Annotated in this window: 16 protein-coding genes; 10 read left to right on the top strand and 6 right to left on the bottom strand. The window is 51.4% G+C overall.

Annotation, left to right across the window (positions count from 1 at the left end; all coding sequences use genetic code 11):
• Both folE2 and queD read right to left on the bottom strand, forming a co-directional pair.
• The gene (gene folE2, locus K0B01_11565; GenBank protein MBW6486775.1) at window positions 1–768 is read right to left on the bottom strand and encodes a GTP cyclohydrolase FolE2; all 768 of its coding nucleotides are present in this window, start codon (window positions 766–768) and stop codon (window positions 1–3) included.
• Window positions 765–1,133, bottom strand: coding sequence for a 6-carboxytetrahydropterin synthase QueD (queD, locus tag K0B01_11570; GenBank protein MBW6486776.1), 369 nt, complete (start codon window positions 1,131–1,133; stop codon window positions 765–767). Before queD ends, folE2 begins: the two co-directional genes overlap by 4 nt.
• A gap of 262 nt (window positions 1,134–1,395) precedes the next feature.
• Between queD and K0B01_11575 the strand changes: the two genes are divergently transcribed.
• From K0B01_11575 to hemG, 9 genes are all read left to right on the top strand, one after another.
• Window positions 1,396–2,661 (top strand): MFS transporter, encoded by a 1,266-nt coding sequence (locus K0B01_11575; protein ID MBW6486777.1) that lies wholly within the window; start codon window positions 1,396–1,398, stop codon window positions 2,659–2,661.
• A 301-nt stretch (window positions 2,662–2,962) separates the two neighbouring features.
• Complete coding sequence (locus tag K0B01_11580; protein MBW6486778.1) at window positions 2,963–3,145, top strand: hypothetical protein; 183 nt, start codon at window positions 2,963–2,965, stop codon at window positions 3,143–3,145.
• A 176-nt stretch (window positions 3,146–3,321) separates the two neighbouring features.
• Entirely contained in the window at window positions 3,322–3,582 is a 261-nt protein-coding gene (locus tag K0B01_11585; protein MBW6486779.1) for a HEPN domain-containing protein, read from the top strand.
• 183 nt (window positions 3,583–3,765) lie between these two features.
• Window positions 3,766–4,086 (top strand): nucleotidyltransferase domain-containing protein, encoded by a 321-nt coding sequence (locus tag K0B01_11590; protein ID MBW6486780.1) that lies wholly within the window; start codon window positions 3,766–3,768, stop codon window positions 4,084–4,086.
• Between the two features lie 15 nt (window positions 4,087–4,101).
• Window positions 4,102–4,308, top strand: coding sequence for a transposase (locus tag K0B01_11595; protein ID MBW6486781.1), 207 nt, complete (start codon window positions 4,102–4,104; stop codon window positions 4,306–4,308).
• Between the two features lie 32 nt (window positions 4,309–4,340).
• A complete protein-coding gene (locus K0B01_11600) occupies window positions 4,341–5,510 on the top strand; it encodes an ATP-binding protein (GenBank protein ID MBW6486782.1) in 1,170 nt (389 codons plus the stop codon).
• A gap of 128 nt (window positions 5,511–5,638) precedes the next feature.
• On the top strand, window positions 5,639–6,673 hold the full coding sequence (gene hemE / locus K0B01_11605; GenBank protein ID MBW6486783.1) for a uroporphyrinogen decarboxylase: 1,035 nt from the start codon (window positions 5,639–5,641) through the stop codon (window positions 6,671–6,673).
• A complete protein-coding gene (gene hemH, locus K0B01_11610; GenBank protein MBW6486784.1) occupies window positions 6,670–7,560 on the top strand; it encodes a ferrochelatase in 891 nt (296 codons plus the stop codon). The genes hemE and hemH overlap by 4 nt, the downstream gene beginning before the upstream one ends.
• Window positions 7,550–8,938 carry a protoporphyrinogen oxidase gene (gene hemG, locus K0B01_11615; protein ID MBW6486785.1) on the top strand — a complete coding sequence of 463 codons (1,389 nt, stop codon included), beginning with the start codon at window positions 7,550–7,552 and terminating at the stop codon, window positions 8,936–8,938. Before hemH ends, hemG begins: the two co-directional genes overlap by 11 nt.
• A 276-nt stretch (window positions 8,939–9,214) precedes the next feature.
• Here the strand turns inward: hemG and K0B01_11620 are convergent, their stop codons facing one another.
• Window positions 9,215–11,095 carry a phospholipid carrier-dependent glycosyltransferase gene (locus K0B01_11620; GenBank protein ID MBW6486786.1) on the bottom strand — a complete coding sequence of 627 codons (1,881 nt, stop codon included), beginning with the start codon at window positions 11,093–11,095 and terminating at the stop codon, window positions 9,215–9,217.
• Between the two features lie 161 nt (window positions 11,096–11,256).
• Here K0B01_11620 and K0B01_11625 point away from each other — a divergent pair, with 161 nt between their 5' ends.
• Entirely contained in the window at window positions 11,257–11,658 is a 402-nt protein-coding gene (locus K0B01_11625; protein ID MBW6486787.1) for a ferrochelatase, read from the top strand.
• On the opposite strand, the gene K0B01_11630 is transcribed toward K0B01_11625, so the two are convergent.
• The 3 genes from K0B01_11630 to K0B01_11640 form a co-directional block, all read right to left on the bottom strand.
• Entirely contained in the window at window positions 11,626–13,404 is a 1,779-nt protein-coding gene (locus K0B01_11630; protein MBW6486788.1) for a tetratricopeptide repeat protein, read from the bottom strand. The genes K0B01_11625 and K0B01_11630 overlap by 33 nt on opposite strands.
• A 189-nt stretch (window positions 13,405–13,593) precedes the next feature.
• Complete coding sequence (locus K0B01_11635) at window positions 13,594–13,980, bottom strand: prepilin-type N-terminal cleavage/methylation domain-containing protein (protein MBW6486789.1); 387 nt, start codon at window positions 13,978–13,980, stop codon at window positions 13,594–13,596.
• A 715-nt stretch (window positions 13,981–14,695) separates the two neighbouring features.
• On the bottom strand, window positions 14,696–14,988 hold a 293-nt coding region (locus K0B01_11640; GenBank protein MBW6486790.1), incomplete at its 5' end, for a YihY/virulence factor BrkB family protein.

The following is a 14,988-nucleotide window of genomic DNA, read 5'->3' on the forward strand; positions in this document are numbered from 1 at the left end:
CTATTCCTTCTCAACGTAAGCATAAGCGCTGTGATTGTGGATGCTTTCGAAGTTTTCGGCCTCTACCTTGTACCACTGGAAGTTGGAATCATGGTTGAGGCGCACCGCTACATTGCGGACGATATCCTCCACAAACATGGGATTATTGTATCCCTGCTCGGTAACGAATTTTTCATCAACCCTCTTGAGCAGGGAATAGACATCGCTGCTGGCGGAAACTTCGATCAGCTTGATAAGATCTTCGATCCAGAAGAATTTCTGGAAACGCACCAGCACCGTCACGATGCTGCGCTGGTTGTGGGCGCCGACAAGGCTGATTGCCCGGGAACAGGGACAGACCGTTGTCACGGGAACATCTACCCCGACGATGAAATCCATTCCTGTATGGTCGCGGGTTCCGAGAAAACGGCAATGATACTCCATCATGCTCTTTGCGCCCGAGCGAGGCGCAGTCTTTTCTATGAAGTAGGGGAATGCGATCTCGATATGCGCCGATTCGGCATGCAGTTTTACCCGGATTTTTTCCAGAATGTCGTGGAACGTCCGGATGTTGACCTGCTCCCTGATTTCGTTCAGCACTTCGACAAAACGGCTCATGTGCGTCCCCTTGAAATGGTGGAGGAGACTTACATACATGCTGATGGTCGCATTGACCTGCTGGGTTTTGCGGGTTTTGTCCAAAACGGTTATCGGGTATTTAAGACCCTTTACCCCTACCTTCTGGATGTTGACATTCCGCTCATCTTTTAGATTCTGTATGTCGATCATAGGCTGTAGGATACGCAAGCGTCCTCCGATTCCCAGACGGTGACGCGGGTAATGGGGGCGTTGGCGGATTTGGCCTTTTCCGCCAATCTTTCAAACATGAATTGGGCGATGACCTCCGAAGAGGGATTGAGGTCTTTTAAACAGGGCAACTCATTCAAGTATTTATGATCAAGTTCCTCAAGTATTTCGTTTGTCCAGCGTTTCAGCAGGCGAAAATCGAGCAGCAGGCCGTCCTTGTTCAGAGCCTGTGCCCCCGCTGAAACCTCGACGGTGAAATTATGTCCGTGCAGTCCCTCGCACTTTCCGCCAATGTCGCGCAACTGATGGGCCGCAGCAAAAGATTTTCTTATCGTCACTTCGAACATGAAAATGTCCTCCCTTATTTTCGCTGCCCTATATCACAAAAATGGTGCAGGCGATAAGCGGAAAATGTTTTTTATGCGAGCCAAATGCAAAAGTCCGAGATTGTCATTCTCACGAAAGCGGGAAAGCGAAGCTTCATGTTCACAAAGCGAAGCTTCATGTTCATAATCCAGTTTTTTGTATATGCGATTGACACATAAGTTTATTGCCCTTATACTCCCGCCATCCGAACAGATTTGTCAACACACGACGGGACTGCGACTCTTGAAAACAGAAACACAAAGCGACTTCGTCTGGCTTACCGGGATATGCTTGAGCCGCAGTTTTTTTGCGTTGATTTTTACCGCCTACTCGGCGGCGCTGCCGCTGCTGAAAACCGATTGGGAGATGTCGGCAAGCCAGGCTGGACTGATACAATCAGCCTGGCATGCCGGGTATCTTATATCGCTTTTTATGGTCGGTTTCATTGCCGATCGCTACGGCGCTAAGAAAACGTATCTTGTCGGCAGCGTTCTGGCCGCCTTAAGCGCGCTGATCTTTGCGTTTTTTGCCGACGGCTTTGTCTCCGGTTTTCTCCTTTACGGTTTTACCGGATTATGTTCGGGAGCCTCCTATACCCCGGGCCTCACCCTTGTTGCCGAGCGCTACTCACCCCTGAAGCGTGGCCGCGCCATGGGCTGGTTTCTTGCCGCCGCGTCGCTGGGGTACGGCATATCGCTGTTTTTGAGCGGCATTTTAATGCCCAGGGTCGGCTGGCAGGGTTCTTTCCTTGCCACTGCGTGCGGACCGCTTGTCGCAATGATGATCTCGTTCTGGACCCTGCGTGCGACACCCAACGTGGTTCATCCGCACGAAAAGGAACTCACTGGCATCAGCGCGCTTTGGGCCGTCTGGAAAAACAAGCCGGCCATGCTTCTGATCTGGGCTTATGTATTTCATGCGTGGGAATTGCTCGGGTTATGGGCATGGCTGCCCGCATATTTGACGGCGTCTCTCGTCCAGAAGGGCGCCATGTCCATTCAGGCTGCCGGTTTCGGGGCCCTCTTCACCGCCCTCACCTACATTACCAGCATGAGCGGCAGCATTTACGGCGGCGCCCTTTCGGATCGCCGGGGAAGAACCAGAACTATTCTCTGGGGCGCCTGCCTGAGCATCATGTGCTCCTTTACGTTCGGATGGATGATGACTCTGCCGCTGTGGCTCCTGGTGTTGGTGGCTTCGCTCTACAACGTTACCGCCATTGCCGACTCGTCGGTCTATTCAACGGCGCTTACCGAACTGGTTCCCCCCCCCTATCTGGGCGCCGCTTATGCGTTGCGCTCGGTACTGGGTTTCGGCGCCGGGATCGTCAGCCCCTGGGTGTTCGGGCTTGTGCTCGACTGGATGCGCGGCGAACCGTTTAGCTCGGAGACGATGGCGTGGGGGCTGGCGTGGACGGCGTTGGGCGTCGGCGCAGTCCTGGGGCCGCTGATGACTTTAATGTTGCGGGCAATGCCGGAGTCGCAAAAGATGGCGGGCGGAAAAAAATAATTGGGGACAAAAATAATTGGGGACAGCCACAGATTATTGGCAGATTATTGTTAACGACGGAAAACACAGAGGAAATATTCACATTCAATTCGAGCTGCCGCCCGCCTCGTGGAGATTGGAAATGATGATATTGATGCAGACAGAGCTGCCGCCGTCGGAAGTGCCTGCGTCGCAGGAGAGAGCAAAGGGCTTCCTTCTTGTTTTCCCCGATCTGCTCGAGGTGGGGACGTAGGTGCGGACGGATATCGATCCGTATCATCAGGCACGTCGGCGCGACCATCGACGACCGGACCGCCCCCTTGTGAAGGACGACCTCCAAAAGCTCCTCGATGCGCTGAATCTGCTTGTATCCCGCGCGCAAGACCTCATCCGGGAACTTCGACTCGACAAGCCATCGGTGGCCGGTGGCCTGATCCCGGAAAGTCCCGCCCATGTCGTCGGGGATTCGGGGCGTTATCGGGGGCAGATGTGGATAAAATCTTGATATTTCCGGATGCAGGGTTTACAGGGAAGGCATATCGGGGGTATTGGTTGCCGAGGATCAGGGGATACTGACTGACTATGGACGACAAAATAAACTATTGGCTGGACATCGCGGAATATGACCTGACGACTGCGGTGGCGATGCTGGAGACGTGACGGTATCTCTACGTTGGATTCATGTGCCATCAAGCTACCGAGAAGTTACTGAAGGCCCATTATCAGTTGATCAAAGGAACAATGCCACCCAAGACTCACAATCTCCTTTTCCTGCTCAAGGAAACGGCTCTGTTTGATTCTTCATCGGACCGGCAGAAGGCTTTTATGAAGATGTTGCTGCCGATGAATATTGAAACCAGGTATCCTGAATACAAGGACAGAATGTTTAAATCGCTGGAGCCAATTGCAAAACTATTTGTCATTCCCGAAAGCGGAGCTTAATGTACACAATGCTTCTATCGGGAATACGGTTTTTCAAGCAGATAGAACCAGATTATGAACATTAAACTTCGTTTTCCCGCTTAAAATCATTGCGGGAATGACAGAATGTGAGAGTTTTGCAATTGCCTCGCTGGATTACAATAAGTGCGACGAAATATTGCGCGAGACAAGGGAGATGGACGAATGGATAAGGGAGAAGTTGTCCAAAAGGCAAAAAGTTATGCAAGAGCCGCCCGGGATGTCGTAAAATTCGACAAGGCCGTACTATTCGGTTCATACGTGAATGGCAGACCGGAGGAACACAGCGATATAGATGTCGGTCTCTTCATGGACAGACTGGACGACCGGGTGGATTACCTGAAGCTTATGTCGAGGCTTTACCATGTGGCTATGGATATCGACGTGCTGATCGAACCCCACCTTTTCATTCGTGGCGAGGATAAATCCGGCTTTGGCAAGGAAATCGAGAGAATAGGATTTGTGTTAATCGGGGATAGCGACTAATGAGAGGAGAGCAGGATGGCGCGCCTGCCCCGCATAGTTGTTCCGCAGTATCCGCACCACATTGTGCAGCGCGGCAACCGCCGCATGGACGTATTTTTCACGGACGAGGATCGGCTGAGATATCTGGATTATCTCGAGGCAGCCTGTCGGAAATACGGGGTTGAGATAAATAAATCGGTGGCTGTCCCCGATTATCGAGCGATTATGATAAATATCAGTTGACAGATGGTAGAGCTAAATGTAAACTATGCACCATGATAGAGAGAGAACTTTACCAGCAGATTGCGCCTGTTATTGACTCGCCGGAGGCCGTCATCATTACGGGAATGCGCCGTGTCGGCAAGACTACACTGCTGCGCCGAATATGGGAGGGAATACCTTCCGGAAACAAGCTATTTTTGGATCTCGAAAATCCCATCAACCGCAAGCACTTTGAACATGAGGACTTTGAACGGGTTTTGGACGGTTTCAAATATCTCGGGTTGGACACGCGTGAGCGAGGATTCGTATTTCTGGATGAGATCCAGTTCGTCCGGACGCTTCCTCCTATAGTTAAGTATCTCGGCGACCATTATAATCTGAAATTCTTTCTTACCGGTTCGACAAGCTTTTATCTGAAGAACCTGTTTTCCGAATCCTTGTCGGGCAGGAAATACCTCTTTGAGCTTTTTCCCTTAAGCTTCCGCGAATTTCTGGCGATGAAAGGCATCGTCCGGGTACTGCCTGTCGGAGCGGAGCAGGTCACCCCGGTTATCCATGCTGACCTTAGTCGGCATTATGACGAGTACTTGCATTTCGGCGGCTTTCCCGGCGTAGTGGCAAAGGAAGCGATGAATGAAAAAACGATGATGCTCGACGACATCTTTTCCTCATATTTTCAATTGGAAGTGATGCAGCTTAGCGACTTCAGGAAAACAAATGTTATAAGGGACATGATCCTGCTGCTCATGGAACGGGCGGGTTCCAAACTCGACATCCAGAAACTTGCAAAAGAACTGGGGGTCTCACGGGCCACTGTTTACGAATACCTCTCATTTCTCGAACAGACTTACCTGATACGGCTGATCAGGCCGTTCAGCCGCAACCGGGATGCCGAGATACGAAATGCGCCCAAGGTATATCTTTGCGATACGGGCTTGCTGAACCGGTTCGCGCGCGTTAGCGAGGGCGCTTTGTTCGAGAACGCCGTTTTTACCTCCCTTGCCAGAAAGGCCGAGGTGCATTACTACCAGCGTAAAAGCGGCGTGGAGATCGATTTCGTCGTGGATAAGCAACATGCCTACGAAGTGAAACTCAGGCCATCCCTCCGGGACGTGAAGCGCTTGGAGTCTCTGGCGGGCGAATTGGGCCTGGAGCAGTGGCATATCGTATCCAAAAATTACACAGATATGCGAAATTGCGTTTATGGATTTATGACCGAATGATCCCCGTGATCGCCTTAATGGTCGTCTTTGAACCTGTGCCCCAACCCCGAAAACTGTAATTAACCACTATCTTTTTGGCGGCATCTGGTTTATATACCCACCCCAATAAACTAAGGAGATCAACGTTTATGTCGAGAGCCGATAGATATCTGAATGCCTGTAAAAAAACGAGTGTGGATTGTACGCCGGTCTGGATTATGAGGCAGGCGGGGCGCTACCTTGAGGAGTACCGAGCGGTGAGAACCAAGCACAGCTTCATCGAGGTGTGCAAGACGCCGGAACTTGCCGTTGAGCTCACACTGCAGCCCGTTCGGCGCTTTGAAATCGATGCCGCCATCATCTTTGCCGATATCCTGCTGCCGCTGGAAAAGATGGGGATTGATTTTGAATTTACCAAGGACGACGGTCCCCGGATCAACAACACCGTCCGGACGCGGGCCGATGTGGAAAAAATCCGGGCGATCAACCCGATGGAAGAGATGTCCTACCTGATGGACGCCATCCGGATGGCGAAGCGCGAGCTGAACGGCGTAGTCCCGCTGATCGGTTTTTCGGGCGCGCCGTTCACTCTGGCGAGCTACATCACCGAGGGAGGCGGTTCCCGGAACTATCTGTTCACAAAAACCATGATGTACCGCGAACCCGCAACCTGGCATCTGCTGATGGAGAAACTGACCGACATGGTCATTGTTTACCTGAATGACCAGATCAAGGCGGGCGTTCAGGCGGTGCAGGTGTTCGACAGTTGGGTCGGCTGCCTCTCGCAGGTCGATTATCGGGAGTTTGTGCTGCCCCACCAGAAACGCCTGATGGCTTCGCTGGACGCCTCTGTGCCGCACGTTCATTTTGCCTTCAACGCTTCGCATCTGCTCGAACTGATTAAGGAGGCCGGGGGCGATGTGATCGGGCTGGATTGGCGCATCGAGCTCGACGCGGCCTGGAAGACGCTGAATTATGAGTCCGGAGTCCAGGGAAACCTCGATCCGGTGGCCCTCTACGGTTCGCGCGAATACATCAAACGCCGGGTTGCGGAGATCCTCGCCAAGGCGGAGAACCGCAACGGTCATATCTTCAACCTCGGCCACGGCATCCTGCCGACCGCGCCGATCGACAACGTGAAATACATGATCGACCTTGTCCATGAGCTGAGTGCAAGAAAATGAAAACCGCTGTCATCCTTGTGACCCTCGGCGGCCCCCGCGCCCCGGAGGAAATACCGGAGTTCATCAGAAATTTTGTCGGCAGGGAACTTCCCCCGCCGGCGCTGAAGGCCGTCATCGAGCGCTACCGCTTGATCGGCGGTTTTTCGCCGCTTGCCTGCATTACCGAGGAACAGGCAAGAGTCCTGGAGGAGGCGCTGGGCGGCGGGTATTTCTGTCTTCCCGCCTTTCGCCATGTCCGGCCTTCGATTGAAAGTGCCCTGGATAATGCCGCGGCGCAGGGTGCGGAGCGGATTCTGTTTCTGCTGCTCTCTCCCTTCTACACGAGCGTCACCACCGGTAATTACATTGATGTTGCAAAAGCCCACATCGCCAGGATATCCCTCTCCACACCGGTTGATTTCATCCACAGTTGGTATGGAGAACCGCTCTTTATCGAAAGCTGGGTGGAGCAGATTCGCGGCGGGGGGATCGACGAGCGGGCCTTTTATCTCTTTTCGGCGCACAGTTTGCCGCTGAAATATGCAGACGAGCCGTACCGGCGGCAGATCGAGGAAACCGTCGAGCGGGTTGCCGCAAGCGCCGGCATCCGGAACCATGCGCTTGGCTGGCAGAGCATCCCGGAGCGTCAGCCGGAGCCGTGGATCACCCCGATCGTCGAGGATAAAATTGATTTCATCGCCGCCTCCGGGTTTAAAGAGATCATCCAGGTTCCGATCGGCTTCACCGCCGACCATATCGAAACTCTCTTCGATATTGACATCACCCACCGGCAATACGCCCTGGCAAAGGGGCTTTCCTTCCGGCGCATTGCCTCTCTCAATGCCGGCGCTGCTTTCATCCGGGCCTTGAAAGAGGTCGTAACCAAGTTTGAGCACTATGAACGATAAAAAAATAGCCATAGTGGGCGGCGGCATCTCCGCCCTGGCCTGCGCCGTTGCCCTGAAGGAAAAAGGCTTCAACTTTACGCTCTTTGAGAAAGAAGAAGCCGTTGGCGGCAAGCTCTTCACCGAAAAGATCGGCGGCTTTACAGTCGAAGGAGGACCCGACAGCTATCTTCCGGAGAAGGTCTGGTCGGTGCAGTTGATAAAAAAGGTGGGGCTTGCCGACCGGATGCTCTGCTCGAACGATGAGCACAAGGGAACCTTCATCTATTCCGGGGGACGGCTCCATCCGCTTCCGGAAGGCGTAATGCTGATGGTTCCCACGATGATCATGCCGCTCGCCAAATCCGGCCTCATCTCCTGGCCGGGGAAAATGAGGATGGGCATGGAGCTCTTCGTCCCCCCCCGAAAAGAACTGCAGGACGAAAGTCTTGCCGAATTTGTTACGCGCCGACTGGGCAGGGAGTGCTTGGAGAAGATTGCGGAGCCGCTCGTTGCGGGGATTCATACCTCCAATCCGGATAACATGAGTGTGCTGGCTACTTTCCCCCGCTTTGTTGAAATGGAGCGAAAATCGGGCAGTCTGATCAAAAGCATGGTTGCCGCGATGAAGAGAATGCCGCCGCCGAATCCCGCAGGTCCCAGGATGACCTACTTCATGTCGCTCAAAGGGGGCATGCGGGAGCTGGCGCAGGGATGCCTGTCATACATAGGCGCAGAGCGAATCCATACCGGTACGGTTGTGGTTGCGGTTGAGCGGAAGGGGAGCGGTTATCGCCTGATCTTCGGCGACGGCGCTACGGCTGACTTCGATGCCGTGGTCCTCGCCACCCCGTCTTACGTTGCCAAGGAAATCATCGGAGGTATGGACAAAGAGCTTTGCGACAGGCTCTCCGCGATTGCCTGGTCGTCTTCTGCCACCGTCTCCATCGCCTTCCGGAAGGAGGATCTGAAAAAGCAGTTGCCCGGCTTCGGCTTCATCGTCCCCCGCGTCGAGAATAGGCGGATCAACGCCTGCACCTGGAGTTCGATAAAATGGGCCCAGCGGGCGGCGGACGATACGGAACTGATCCGGAGCTTTGTCGGGGGCGGTCATCACGAGGAGCTCGTCTCCCTCGGCGACCGGGAACTGCTCGCCATCGTTCGGGAAGAACTAAGAGAAATGATCGGCATTACGGCGGAACCGGTCTTTTTCAAGGTCTATCGCTGGTTTCAGGGGATGCCGAAATATACCGTCGGCCACCTGGAGCGCATTGCGGCTATCGACGAGAAATGCGCCTCGCATCGGGGTCTCTTTCTGATCGGCTGCAGCTACCATGGCATCGGCATCGGGGACTGCGTAAAAAGCGGCTTTGATGCCGCGGCGGCGATTGCCGCACGCTGATTCTCCATGACGCGATCAACAATTGAAGGGGCGACGACATCGCCCGCGATGGGTGCCGGGATCGGTGGTTCGTAGAGGGTAAAGCCGAGAATTTCGGTAACATCTTCCCCTTCGGCATCTTCCCCGGACGCAGAATCTCGTCGATCCGGAAAACGACGCCCTGGGACAAGGCATCCCGAAACTTCTTGCTCCGCCGGCGGAACTTGTCCTGCCGTAAAAATTCGTACCTCTCCTCTTCGGGAAAAACAGAATCTATTTCGCAATGGACAACTTCGACTAAAGAGGGAGCCTGAAGAGACGATATGGCCCCATTTTGATGACCGGGCGCAGATAGCGGCTTTGGTACTCCTGAAATCTTTTTCCGTCTTCAGGGGAAAGCGGGCTAAAAGTGGAAATCAGGTAGCGTTCGTCGTACATGATGTGGGTGAAGCCTTCCCTCTTCAGGGCTTCTTCTATTGCCTCCGGTGCGGAGGCAGTACGAAGGATTTTTTCGATTGTGTGTGTCTCGAACATCGAATCGCTGTAGCAGTCACGCTTGCAGAAAAAGGTGTAATTCTTCATGTAGATCATTAAAACCTTTGCCTGTGGAGGTAGTTTCTCGTTGACGAACCGGTACATTGGATAAGTGGGGACCAGCCGGGTAAGGAAATTTTCCCGTGACTCAATCCCCGCGACGACTCGCAGGGGGGCAATCTTCATGAAGTCGCGGACGATGTAGGAGCCATTAAAAAGCAGGCTTCCCAAAACGGCGGCGATTAGAAAATAAATGATTAATTTTTGTTTTCGATAATGGTTCAGTACCCCGCCCACAGCAACCGCAAGAAGCGGAAACAAGGGGATAAGGTAGCGAATCTGCTGCGCGGAAGAGGCCCAGAAAAGAAACGAAAAGAACGAGTAGCCGCTAATCAGAAAAAGTGAGGTTTCCCTGCGGATAAAGGCGAGAAAGGGCAGTGTCAAAAGAAAGACAGGGCCGATTACGCCGTCAAAGGTGATGCTGTCCATCTTGGCGCGGAAACTCAAATTCCAAGGCAGCAGCAGATAAGCGCCTAAATCTCTCCCCATCCCGAGGTTCTGCACAAAGAGGTCGTAGAGGTGCGCCTGGTCGGCATCCCACCCGGTTCCTCCGAATACCCCGTAGAGAAACGGGAAAAACGGATTGCCCGTAACAAGCAAATTCTTCAGATAAAACGGACTTCCGACGACAAGCGCCGCCACCGCGTAAACGATAAGTGACCGCATTGCTTCGTGAATGCCGTATTTGTTTTTGTGCGCGAAAAAGAGAATGCCGAGGCAGCCGAGCGGGATGATCAGAAGGGCAGTATATTTGCAGGCGGCAGCGGCCCCGGAGAAGATGCCGAAAAGGATCAGCCAGCCCCCCGCAGACGCTTCCTCCGGCCAGCGCAGAAAGCAGTAAAAGGCCGCGAGCGTGAAAAGAGAGACAAAAAGATCATTGTAGGCGGTATGAGAAACGGCGAAAACAGAGGGGATCGACAAAAAAATCAGGATGCTTAAAGCGGGGAAGGCGAGATCCTTCAGAGCCAGGCGGGCAAAAAGGCCAATTCCGAGAATGATCAGGCACAAAACCGCGTAATTCATCGTTTTTGCTAATATATCGTTCTGCATAAAAAGCGCGGGCAGGTAGTTCATTTCGGCAAGCAGTGGGTAGTGGGCGAAGATATTTCCGGGGATGGTGTAGAAGCCGTGCTGCTGCAGAAACAGTTTCGGGACGGCAAGGTGATAGATAAGAGCGTCCTTGCCGATTTCCGGCGTTAGACTCAGCAGAAAACCCATAACGAGAATTGCCCCTGATAGGACAAAAGGAAGGATGCCGACCGCGGAAAGCCTGCTTTTTTTGCAGGCAGCGGCGGCTGGCGTGAAGCGCGGCGGACGCAGCCAACCGCTGATGGAAATCACCGCCAACGAAAAAAACAGGGCGGCGAGCGAAAAGGGATATAGACTCTGCGTTGCGCCGAGGAGAAATACCCCATAGCCGGTCACGATTAAACCTATCCCGGCGGAGAGAAAAAGCGCCTCTTTTCGAGAGGCTATGTCTATCGATAATGCCTTCAGACAAAAAAGGCCATCGCCTGCCACAACCAGAAGCCAAAGCAGCAAAATGAGAATCGTAATTGTGTGCTGAAATAAAATTTCCAACATTGTTTCCCCGCCCCGAAAAGTGAGGACTCTTTATCACAGATAGTACCAAGGGGTAAAGAAAAGGCAAAAATCCGTGAAAATTCCATATTCCTCAGTTTAAATTACGGATGTCTTTGTCCGGCAACGGGATTGTATCCCGGTATTCAGGCAAAAGTGGGGAGTTGATAATAAAAAACAGATTCCTCTCCACACCGGTTGATTTCATCCACAGTTGGTACAAAGAGCCGCTTTTTATCGAAAGCTGGGTGAAGCAGATTCTCAGCGACTCGTTCGACGAGCGGGCCTTTTACCTTTTTTCGGCGCACAGTTTGCCGCTGAGATACGCCGACGAGCCTTACCGGCGGCAGATCGAGGAAACTGTCGAGCGGGTTGCCGCAAGCGCCGGCATCCGGAACCATGCGCTCGGCTGGCAGAGCATCCCGGAGCGTCAACCGGAACCGTGGATTACCCCGATCGTCGAGGATAAAATTGATTTCATCGCCACCTCAGATGCCGTTGTTATTTTGTCGATGATACTTTGGCGGAGTCATTCACTTGAGGGGTGCTTGCTCATTCAGAAGTAAATCGAGATTTCTCTTTGCCTCTCTGTGCCCGGGTTGCAGACGGAGTGCCTTTTGGAGATATAAAATCGCTTCCTTTTTTTGGCCGTTTGCATACAAGGTCACGGCAAAGTTGTTGTGCAGCTCCGGATTATCGGGGTCTCCAAGTAGGGCTTTCCTGTAGCAAAGAAGCGCTTCTTCTTTTCTTCCAGTCGTCATGAAAAGATCACAGAGCTGGCGTCTTGTATAAACATAGTCGGGGTGATTTTCGAGAACCTTTAGAAAAACCTTTTCAGCTTCACTGTGTTTTCCTTTCATCACAAGGAGTTGTCCGAGATTATTGCCGGCTTCTGCGTCCTGAGGGATGATCCGCAATGCCTCGCGATAATGTAACTCCGCCGAGTCATATTTCTGCTGCTTTAAAAAAAATGTTCCTAAATTAGTATGGGCGACATAATTTTCCTTTGTTGTTATCAGTGCATGTTCGAAAAGGGTACGGCTATTCTGCCAGTATTTTGTCTGGTACCTGCTGTCAGCAATCAGCAGGGCGAGAATTACAATCCAAATTGCCGACGCTACGCCTTTAATATTCCGAAATGGCAGGTTAGCACCGATTCCATAGACGAAAATAATGGAAAGGCCTGTCATCGGAATGTAGGTGTAGCGATCGGCCATCGCCTGTGAGCCTACCTGTATGATGCCGATCATGGGCAGCATTGTTAATATGAACCAGAGCCATCCAATGATAAACGATGGCGCGGATTTTCTCAAACGCCAGCTTGAGGCTGTTATCCCAATCAAAAACAACAATGTCAAAAGAAACTGTTCCAAACTTTTCTGCGGTTGATAAGGATAGAAAAACGAAAGGTCAACGGGCCAGATAGTCTTCCATATATAGAGGATATAAGAGTTTGCCGCATGGTATAATCTTGCTGTCAGCGAAATATTTGACAGGGGAATAACGGCTGCGCTTCCTTTTTGCGCTGCCCAGGTTAACCCAGAAGCACAAAAGGAAAGGAAGAAGAAAGGGATTTTTTCGAGAAGGAGTTTCGTTAATGGAGCAGTCTTAAAATAATGGTTTGATGAATGTGTTGGGGAATTATCTGTCAGCAGGGTTGAATCTGCGTTCATTTGGTGCTGGGAATGCCAGCCGAATCTTTTTAATGGCCAATAATCGAGTAATGCCATCACGAAAGGAAGTGTGATCACCGTTGGTTTTGACATCAGCCCGAAAGCGAAGAAAAACACCGTCAGGAGGTATGTCCTGATGGCCGGTTTTCGTGCGTAACGCACGTAGGCGAGCATAGTCAATGCCCAGAATAATCCGCTCAGTACATCTTTACGACCGGCAACAGAGGCAACCGACTCTACATGAAGTGGATGAATTAAAAAAATCATGGCAATAAGGGCGCTCTTCCAAACAGAGCAGGTCATTTCCCGAAAAGCGAGAAACAGAAATATGCCCCCGAGCAGATGAATCATGGTGCTGGTAACATGGTAACCTCCAGGATCCATGCCATAAAGCTCAAAATCGAACATCAACGACAGCCACGTCATTGGATGCCAGTTGCCGACATTTAATGTGGTCAATGCCCACAGCAACCCATGTTTTGATAAGCCATGCTGAAGATGGGGATTTTTAGTTACGTAAAAAACGTCGTCATACAGTATAAAATCAAAATAAAGTGTTTGCCGGAATACGATAATGACTGCAAAAGTGAGGACGACGCAGATAAAGAGGGTTTTGTTATGACGCATGGTGGTTACCATAATACATCGCCTGCCCGTTACCTTTTGATCTGACACTTCCTTTCACTGATCATGAAAAAGAAAAACACTCCTTATAAAAAAGGGCGAGTCATCAACTCGCCCTTTTTTATGGAAAACATCAATAACCTCTTGTATTGCTTTGTTGCGTGAAACGGAAGCCATGGATGTTTCCTGCTGCAGGCAGTGACATTAATGCGAGAACGTGCCGGTAATTGTACCAGCGTCGTCAATAGTTCCCGTTATTTCCGCGTCAGCAGTTGACTTTGTATTCATGGTCAGCCCTGTTTGGGTTCCAACCGAAACTTTGACCTCATCGACATCGTTTGATTTTTTATATCCATTGGTTTTCAGTGAATCCGCATCGACCGTAGCAGATGGGTTTTCCGCAAAGTAAGCCTGCGCTGCCGTGTATGCGTTTTTCAGGTCACTTTTGACCTGTGCTGCGTAACCTTTCTGCTTGTACGCGGTGAACTGCGGAATGGCGATAGCCGCTAGGATGCCGATGATGGCGATAACGATCATGAGTTCGATCAACGTGAAGCCCTTGCTGCTTTTTTTGTAAAATGTGCTGAGCATGATTTTTTCTCCTTTTCTATTTGTGTAGGTTGTTGTCTAACTGTTTCCCTTGGATTGACCGAATTTTTATTTTCCCGGCGTTCCCCCTTTCTACGGTTATTCACTGCACTATCGTAAAGCAACATCAATGCCACTTATCAACGCAGGCCGATACTATTAGTAGATGTAAACAAATACAAGGGATTAAGTTTTTCACGAAGGCATGGCGAGGCGATTTTCAGTGGTTGGAGCGACCTCAAATCCGTGCTCTTCACGGACCGCCCCTTCATATTCCCGGATGAAAGCCTCCCGTCATCTGATTGAGTCCTGATTATCCCGGCATTGCAAATCTATCGAGATCATGATTTAAACTCTGCCCGACGCGGGTTGACCCCCGTGCTTTTTGCAATGACCTCTTTTTTACACATTGTCGTAAGAAGTGATCATTGCCGCATTGCCAGTCCTGAAAATCGTCTGATTAAAGTCATTTCCCCCCGTAAAAAATCACCTTATTAAGGCATTTTTTTGCGTTAAAAACAGCCTTAATAAGGTAGAAAATCCAATTTCGGAGGCTCATTTAGACCCCTGAAAAAAATTGTTGCGAAGCAACAATCCGCAACATCTTGTTATAATTCTATTTCATGCACTTTTTTGAAATTTTATTAGTCAATTTAAAGAGTGAGAAGGTTAACCCTTGTCGGCATAAATCATTTCGCAAAGAAAATCGGCCGGGCAATCAGAGCTCTTTCAGCGGTTTGTTGTCGGGAAGTTTCTCAATGGCTTTGCCGAAGGAGGCCAGAGCATCGGCCAGTTTGGTATAGGCCGGGGTGTGGGCGAAGGGCATGGCGTTAATGCCCCGCAGCTCCATTGACTCGATTACGTCCTGAATCGTCAGATTGTGGATGTCCCGGGCTGGTTGAAAGGCCCGCTCCTTGTCCAATTTGGTTTCGGTTACCGAGAGAATGCCGCTTATAACCAGTTCAAAGAGGATTTCGTTGACGAGACGGAGCGGAATCTCGAGATCGCGGG

The organism is Syntrophobacterales bacterium (assembly GCA_019429105.1).
Taxonomy (GTDB): domain Bacteria; phylum Desulfobacterota; class Syntrophia; order Syntrophales; family UBA5619; genus DYTH01.

Excerpts from the sequence above, each read along its gene's own strand:
- folE2 (MBW6486775.1), bottom strand. The coding sequence starts at position 768 with ATGATCGACATACAGAATCTAAAAGATGAGCGGAATGTCAACATCCAG.
- queD (MBW6486776.1), bottom strand. The coding sequence starts at position 1,133 with ATGTTCGAAGTGACGATAAGAAAATCTTTTGCTGCGGCCCATCAGTTG.
- K0B01_11585 (MBW6486779.1), top strand. The coding sequence starts at position 3,322 with ATGTGCCATCAAGCTACCGAGAAGTTACTGAAGGCCCATTATCAGTTG.
- K0B01_11590 (MBW6486780.1), top strand. The coding sequence starts at position 3,766 with ATGGATAAGGGAGAAGTTGTCCAAAAGGCAAAAAGTTATGCAAGAGCC.
- K0B01_11595 (MBW6486781.1), top strand. The coding sequence starts at position 4,102 with ATGGCGCGCCTGCCCCGCATAGTTGTTCCGCAGTATCCGCACCACATT.
- K0B01_11600 (MBW6486782.1), top strand. The coding sequence starts at position 4,341 with ATGATAGAGAGAGAACTTTACCAGCAGATTGCGCCTGTTATTGACTCG.
- hemE (MBW6486783.1), top strand. The coding sequence starts at position 5,639 with ATGTCGAGAGCCGATAGATATCTGAATGCCTGTAAAAAAACGAGTGTG.
- hemH (MBW6486784.1), top strand. The coding sequence starts at position 6,670 with ATGAAAACCGCTGTCATCCTTGTGACCCTCGGCGGCCCCCGCGCCCCG.
- hemG (MBW6486785.1), top strand. The coding sequence starts at position 7,550 with ATGAACGATAAAAAAATAGCCATAGTGGGCGGCGGCATCTCCGCCCTG.
- K0B01_11620 (MBW6486786.1), bottom strand. The coding sequence starts at position 11,095 with ATGTTGGAAATTTTATTTCAGCACACAATTACGATTCTCATTTTGCTG.
- K0B01_11630 (MBW6486788.1), bottom strand. The coding sequence starts at position 13,404 with ATGGTAACCACCATGCGTCATAACAAAACCCTCTTTATCTGCGTCGTC.
- K0B01_11635 (MBW6486789.1), bottom strand. The coding sequence starts at position 13,980 with ATGCTCAGCACATTTTACAAAAAAAGCAGCAAGGGCTTCACGTTGATC.